The organism is Streptomyces polyrhachis, from assembly GCF_042663125.1.
GTDB lineage: Bacteria > Actinomycetota > Actinomycetes > Streptomycetales > Streptomycetaceae > Streptomyces > Streptomyces polyrhachii.
The window spans coordinates 1-5,796 of the sequence record NZ_JBHSZO010000077.1 but is presented as its reverse complement, the minus strand read 5'-3'; the positions used below and the strand labels follow the sequence as shown (position 1 = coordinate 5,796).

Here is a 5,796-nt window from a genome sequence, read left to right as displayed (position 1 = left end):
CGGGCCGCGCGCGCCGCGGAGCGGCGAAGCCCCACCGGCGCGGAGCGCCGCAGCACGCGAAGCCGCCGTTGCGGTCGAATACCCAGGACCTCCCGCCACGCCTCGGACGGAGAACCCCTTCCCAAGCACGTAGTGGGAACCCTCGCCGTTTAACCCAGACCTCCACTAACCCAGACCTCCACTAACCCAGACCTCCACTAACCCAGACCTCCTGCCAGCGCGGCGAGCAGCACCTCGCCGCTGGTCAGCCTCCACTAACCCAGACCCCCACCCCACCCCAAGGACCCCCCATGCCCCTCTCCACCGCCCACGTCCCCACCCCCCGTCCTGCCCGCTACCTCAAGCAGCTCGTCTCCCACCTCGGCCACAAGGCCACCACCTCTCTCACCCCCGACGGCCGCGGCGTGATCACGATCGCTGCCGGCACCTGCCACCTCACCCCCACCCCGGACGGGCTGGCGCTGACTGCCGCAGCCGTCGACGGCGAGTCGCTGGCCCGGGTCGAGGATGTGGTGGCCCGGCATCTGGTGCGCTTCGCCGCCCAGGAGGGGCTTGCCGTCGAGTGGACCGCCCCGGTCGACGGTGGCGAACTGGAGCCCACCCCCCCGGTTGTCGGGGAGTACCTGCTCAGCCACCACACCCCGGCCGACGACATCCTCGGGGAGCTGGCCGCCGTCACCCGCGAGGCCACCGCAGGCGCCGCGCGTATGCAGGTCTCCTCCGACGAGGGCGCGCTGCTGACCATGCTCACCCGGCTGACCGGCGCACGCTTCGCGGTCGAGGTCGGCGTCTTCACCGGCTACTCGACCCTGTGCATCGCCCGGGGTCTGGCCGACGGCGGCACGCTGCTCGCCTGCGACGTCAGCGAGGAGTGGACCGCGATCGGCCGGCCGTACTGGGAGCGGGCGGGCGTCGCCGACCGGATCGACCTGCGTATCGCCCCGGCGCTGGAGACGCTGCGCGCGCTCGACGACGAGCCGGTCATCGACATCGCGTTCATCGACGCCGACAAGGGCGGCTATCCGGCGTACTACGAGGAGATCGTGCGCAGGCTGCGCTCGGGCGGCCTGGTGGTGCTGGACAACGTCTTCCTCGGCGGCCGGGTGCTCGACCCCGCCTACCGGGGTGCGGACGAGCTGGCGATGCGGGGGCTGAACGGGCTGGTCGCGGCCGATGAGCGGGTGGAGGCGGTGATGCTGCCGGTGCGGGACGGGGTGACGATCGCGCGGCGGCGGTGAAGTAGCGGGGCGGGGAGGGCGGGGTGGGCAAGATCGGCCGAAACCCTCGGGTAAGTGGGGAGGCGTCCACGTAGGCTGGATCGCATGACGGTGACGGGGGCGGAGATAGCCGGCGGGGGGCAGGGGCCTCCTCGGCTGTGGTGGTGGGAGCGGCCCCGGTCGTTCGTTTTCGATCTTGCGCTGGGCTTGCTGTCCGCGGTCGAGTGCGCGGTGCTGGGGGCGCGGTTCGCCGGTGAGGCCGGGGTGCCGGTGGTGGCACTGGTGCTGCTGGGGTTCGTGGCCGGGGGGCTGCTGGTGGTGCGGCGGCGGTGGCCGATCGCCGTCGTGCTCGTCGCCGTCGCGATCCTCCCCGCCGACATGGGCTACTCGATGCTCGTCGTCGGCCTCTACACCCTCGCCGCCTTCGAGATGCCCCGCCGCGTCACGGGCGTGCTGGCCGGGATGTCCGGCCTGGGGGTCTTCGTCGTCACCGTGGTGCGGCTCAACCACCTGCGCGACGACCCGACCAGCCAGCCCGACTGGGTCGTGTGGCTGATCGCCGGGCTGATGTCGGTGGGCATGATCGCGCCACCGCTGCTCCTCGGTATGTACGCCGGGGCGCGTCGGCGGCTCGTGGAGAGCCTGCGTGAGCGCGCCGACGGCCTGGAGCGGGAGCTGTCGCTGCTCGCGGAGCGGGCGGAGGAGCGCGCGGAGTGGGCCCGCAGCGAGGAGCGCACCCGTATCGCGCGCGAGATGCACGACGTGGTCGCCTACCGGGTGAGCCTGATGGTGGTGCACGCGGCGGCGCTGGAGGCGGTCGCCGTGCGCGACCCCCAGCAGGCCGTACGCAACGCGGCGCTGGTCGGCGACATGGGCCGCCAGGCGCTGACGGAGCTGCGCGAGATGCTGGGCGTGCTGCGCACGGGCGACGGCGGGCGGGCGGTGCCGGCGGTACGGGCCGCGGCCCCCTCCGTCGTACGGGAGGCGCCCCTCGCCGCGCGGCCCGCGGCGGCGGACGGCGGCCTGGTCGCGGTGGGCGCGGTGCGGGGCGCCGAGGCGGACGGGCACGGTCCGTGCCTGGACGAGCTGGACGCGCTGGTGGGGGAGTGCCGGGTGTCCGGGATGGCCGTGGAGCTGTCGGTGGACGGTGAGTCCGCGACCTACGCGGCGGAGGTGGAGCAGACCGTCTACCGCGTGGTGCAGGAGGCGCTGACCAACGTCCACAAGCACGCCCCCGGCGCGAAGGTCCAGGTCCGCCTGGCCCACCGCGGCACGGAGGTGGCGGTGCTGGTCCTCAACGGCCCCGCGGACGGCGTGGCCGCGAACGCGGACCTGCCCAGCGGCGGCAACGGGCTCATCGGCATGAAGGAACGCGTCACCGCGCTGGGCGGGGGCTGCGTCTGGGGCACCACGGACGCGGGGGGCTTCAAGGTCTCGGCGGTCCTCCCGGCAAGCGGTACCCGGGGCTGACCCCGGCCACCGCGCCCGACCCCCGCCACCGACCTCCGCCCCCGTGCGCCCGCGGTCTCACCCCGCCAGCCGCTGCGGCAGCACCCCCGTGGCCAGTGTCTCCAGCGCCTCGTCCAGATCCGCCCCCACGTACCAGTCGCCCGTGTGGTCCAGGCTGTACACCCGCCCCTCGCGGTCGATCGCGAGCGTCGCGCTGCCCGCCCCCGCCGCGTACCCCTCCTCCGAGCCCAGGGGTGCGAGCTGCGTGCCCAGTGCCTCGCCGAGGTCGCTGAGCGTGCGGGCCATGTGCAGCCCGTGCAGCGGGTCGATCGTGAACGGGGTGGGCGCGATGTGCCGCCCCGGCCCCTCCCCGGCTATGCGCAGCCCGCCGAACTCCGCCCACGCCTCGATCGCAGCGGGGAAGACCAGGTGGACGTGCCCGCCGGGCGAGAGATGGGCGCGCAGCTCGTTTGCCCAGGACTCCGCGCGGGCCTCCTCCCAGCGCCCCGGCCGCCAGCCCGCGGCGTGCAGCGCGGCCAGGGTGGGCCGGGTGAAGCGGACGCCGGCGTCCGCGCGCGGCGGTGTGCTCCGCATCGCCGACCCCCTCATCGCCGACCCCCTCATCGCGGGCCCGCCGAGGAGTCCACGACCCGCACACCGAAGTGCGCGAGCAGCGCCGTGCAGGAACGGCACGGCGGGGCGAAGGCGCCGTGCGCCGGATCGCCGTCCTCGCGGATGTGGCGGGCGGTCAGCTGGGCGTGCTTCAGGCAGCGGCGGCCCTCCGCCGCCGACAGCGGCTTGCGGGCGGCACGCTTGGAGCGCGCCGTCTCGTACGCCGCGAGGTGGCGCGAGAGCAGCACCGCCTCCGGGCAGCGGCCCGTGAAGCGCTCGCGGCGCTCGGTGGTCAGGGTGTCCAGGAAGTCCTGCACCAGCGGATGCAGGACGGGCGGCGGATCGGACTTCGCCCCCGTCGCGGTGAGCGTCTCCCCCTGGACGGAGAGCGCCGCGGCTGTCGCGGGCAGGATGCCGTCGCGTTTTCGTCGTGGGACCGGTGGCGCCGCTCGGCCCTCGCCCGCGCTCCAACGCGCGCGCGGGTCCGGCGCCATGGTGGTGGGCGCGCCTTCGCGTCCGTGCATGTGTCGACCTCCCCCGTCGTGCGCCCACCAGCTTGCCACAGGGCACTGACAGCCCCGGTGGAGTGTGCGTTTGTCCACAGGACACCCGCACAAGCGGGGCCGTCGCGTCCGCCCGGGTCCCGCTTGTGCGGCCGGGGAGGGACCGCCGGCGGGGTGACCCAATAGGCTGTCCCCGACGTACGCGAGCGGCAGGGGGACTACGCGATGACGACTGGCCGGCGAGGGGCTGTGACAGGGGCGGCCGCGCCACCGAACTCGGCTTATTCCGGGCAGGTCGTGCACTTTCCGGACCCGGTCCGGGCGGCCCGCTACCCGGACGGGGTGCGGGTGGACGCCGACGGCTATCCGGACCTCTCGCCGTACGCACGCGCCGCGGTGGAGATCGCCGAGCCGCCGGCCGGCTTCGGGATCGACGAGCTGCGGCTGACGGACTACGTCTCGGCCAACGCCGCGCTGCTGGCCAAGGGCCACGAGCTGTGGGGCTCGCTGCCGCCGGTGTCCACCCCGCACGGCTGGAGCTGGCACCACGTGGCCCGCAGCCGGCGCCTGGAGCTGGTGCCGGCGGAGGTGAAGATGCTGCTGCGCCACCACGGCGGCCTGGCGACGGCCGAGGTCAACCAGGGCAAGCGCGGCACCCGGCCGCTGCAGCAGACCAGGCCGGTGCACTTCGCGCTGCCCAAGGGCGGGATGGCGGTCACCGAGGAGCAGGTGTGCGCCGCCGAGGAGGACCTGGGCTACCGGCTGCCCGGCGCCTACCGCTCGTTCCTGAAGGCGGCCGGCGGCTGCGCGCCCGTCGGTGCCGCGCTGGACCCGCAGTTGGGGCTCTTGATCGACCAGCCGTTCCTGACGGTGCGCGACGAGGCCGCGACCAACGACCTGGTGTACGTCAACAAGTGCCTGCGCGACCACCTCACCAAGGACTACCTGGGCGTCGCCCTGCTGCAGGGCGGGCTGCTCGCGGTGAAGGTGCGCGGTGAGCGGCGCGGCAGCGTCTGGTTCTGCGCCTACGACGACGCCCGCGACCGCGACGGCGCGTACGCCTCGGTCGAGGAGCGCACGGCGGCGCTGCTGCTGCCCTGCGGTGAGGATTTCGACGCGTTCCTGGAGCGACTGGCGGGCGGTCCCCCCGAGTTGGAGACCGTGGCCAATCTGATGGTGGACGGCGGATTCGCCCGCGTCGTCCCGGTGAGAGGGTGAGCGGGCTGTGGTGACCTTCGCGCAGGCGCAGGAGAGCGCCGGGAAGTGGGTCAACGCCGGGGTGCCGGCGCACGAGCAACGCGAGGTGCGCGTCCGCGAGTTCGACCTGGGCTTCGTGGCCTGGGCCGAGGACCGCGAGGACGGCGCGCGCTCCGAGGGCGGCCGCCAGCGGCTGGTCATCGCCCGCGACTCGGGCGAGACGACGCTCTGGCCGGGACTGGCGGTGGGCGAGGTCATCCGCCGCTACGAGGAGGAGTACGGCGCCCGCGCGGCGGGGGCTCCGGCCGCGAAGCCGGGTCAGCGCATCGACCTGGAGGCGACGTCCTTCCTGCTCACGCCGCCGGAGTGGCTGCAGGAGGCGGCGGACTCGCTGGGGGTGGGGGCGCCGCTGGCGCCGCAGGGGGGCGCAGGTGCGCCTTCCGCGCCGCCTGCCCCGCCGGCTCCGTCCGCCCCGTCCGTCTCACCCCCGCCGCCTCCCTCCGCGTCCAACTCCGGTGCGCCGGCGCCCAGTTTGCCCCCGCCCGCGCCGACCATGCCCTACGTCCCCGGCCCCGCGGGCGCCGCCGCCGCGCCCCCCTCCCCCGGCGGCTCACCGTGGACCGCCGCGCACGCGCGGGGCGGGGAAGGGGGCGCGGTGGTGCCGCCCGCGACGGTGTTCGCGCCGCCGCTCAGCGGCTCCGACGACGATGACGCCCCGGCGCCCCCGCCCGGCGTACGCCCCGAGGCGCAGACCGCCCGGATGCCGCAGGGGAACCCGCCGCCCCCGCCCGCCCCGGGCATCCCCTCCCCGCCGCCCG

Annotated in this window: 5 protein-coding genes and 1 pseudogene; 4 read left to right on the top strand and 2 right to left on the bottom strand. The window is 75.2% G+C overall.

Annotation, left to right across the window (positions count from 1 at the left end; translation table 11 throughout):
- Nucleotides 1-290 precede the first annotated feature (290 nt).
- On the top strand, nt 291-1,238 hold the full coding sequence (locus tag ACFQLX_RS25565) for a DUF2218 domain-containing protein (RefSeq protein WP_386418896.1): 948 nt from the start codon (nt 291-293) through the stop codon (nt 1,236-1,238).
- Nucleotides 1,239-1,322: 84 nt separating this feature from the next.
- Nucleotides 1,323-2,687 carry a sensor histidine kinase gene (locus tag ACFQLX_RS25560; RefSeq protein WP_386418894.1) on the top strand — a complete coding sequence of 455 codons (1,365 nt, stop codon included), beginning with the start codon at nt 1,323-1,325 and terminating at the stop codon, nt 2,685-2,687.
- 57 nt (nt 2,688-2,744) lie between these two features.
- On the opposite strand, the gene ACFQLX_RS25555 is transcribed toward ACFQLX_RS25560, so the two are convergent.
- Together ACFQLX_RS25555 and ACFQLX_RS25550 are read right to left on the bottom strand one after the other, a co-directional pair.
- Entirely contained in the window at nt 2,745-3,260 is a 516-nt protein-coding gene (locus ACFQLX_RS25555; protein WP_386418892.1) for an SUKH-3 domain-containing protein, read from the bottom strand.
- 26 nt (nt 3,261-3,286) lie between these two features.
- Complete coding sequence (locus ACFQLX_RS25550; RefSeq protein ID WP_386418890.1) at nt 3,287-3,802, bottom strand: YwqJ-related putative deaminase; 516 nt, start codon at nt 3,800-3,802, stop codon at nt 3,287-3,289.
- A 204-nt stretch (nt 3,803-4,006) separates the two neighbouring features.
- Between ACFQLX_RS25550 and ACFQLX_RS25545 the strand changes: the two genes are divergently transcribed.
- Nucleotides 4,007-4,999 (top strand): SMI1/KNR4 family protein, encoded by a 993-nt coding sequence (locus tag ACFQLX_RS25545; RefSeq protein WP_386418889.1) that lies wholly within the window; start codon nt 4,007-4,009, stop codon nt 4,997-4,999.
- A gap of 7 nt (nt 5,000-5,006) precedes the next feature.
- Nucleotides 5,007-5,796: pseudogene (locus tag ACFQLX_RS25540) on the top strand (SUKH-4 family immunity protein); the annotation flags it as partial.

Bases quoted from the DNA above. Each gene is read 5' to 3' on its own strand.
- ACFQLX_RS25550 (WP_386418890.1), bottom strand. From the start codon at position 3,802: ATGCACGGACGCGAAGGCGCGCCCACCACCATGGCGCCGGACCCGCGC.
- ACFQLX_RS25545 (WP_386418889.1), top strand. From the start codon at position 4,007: ATGACGACTGGCCGGCGAGGGGCTGTGACAGGGGCGGCCGCGCCACCG.
- ACFQLX_RS25565 (WP_386418896.1), top strand. From the start codon at position 291: ATGCCCCTCTCCACCGCCCACGTCCCCACCCCCCGTCCTGCCCGCTAC.
- ACFQLX_RS25555 (WP_386418892.1), bottom strand. From the start codon at position 3,260: ATGCGGAGCACACCGCCGCGCGCGGACGCCGGCGTCCGCTTCACCCGG.
- ACFQLX_RS25560 (WP_386418894.1), top strand. From the start codon at position 1,323: ATGACGGTGACGGGGGCGGAGATAGCCGGCGGGGGGCAGGGGCCTCCT.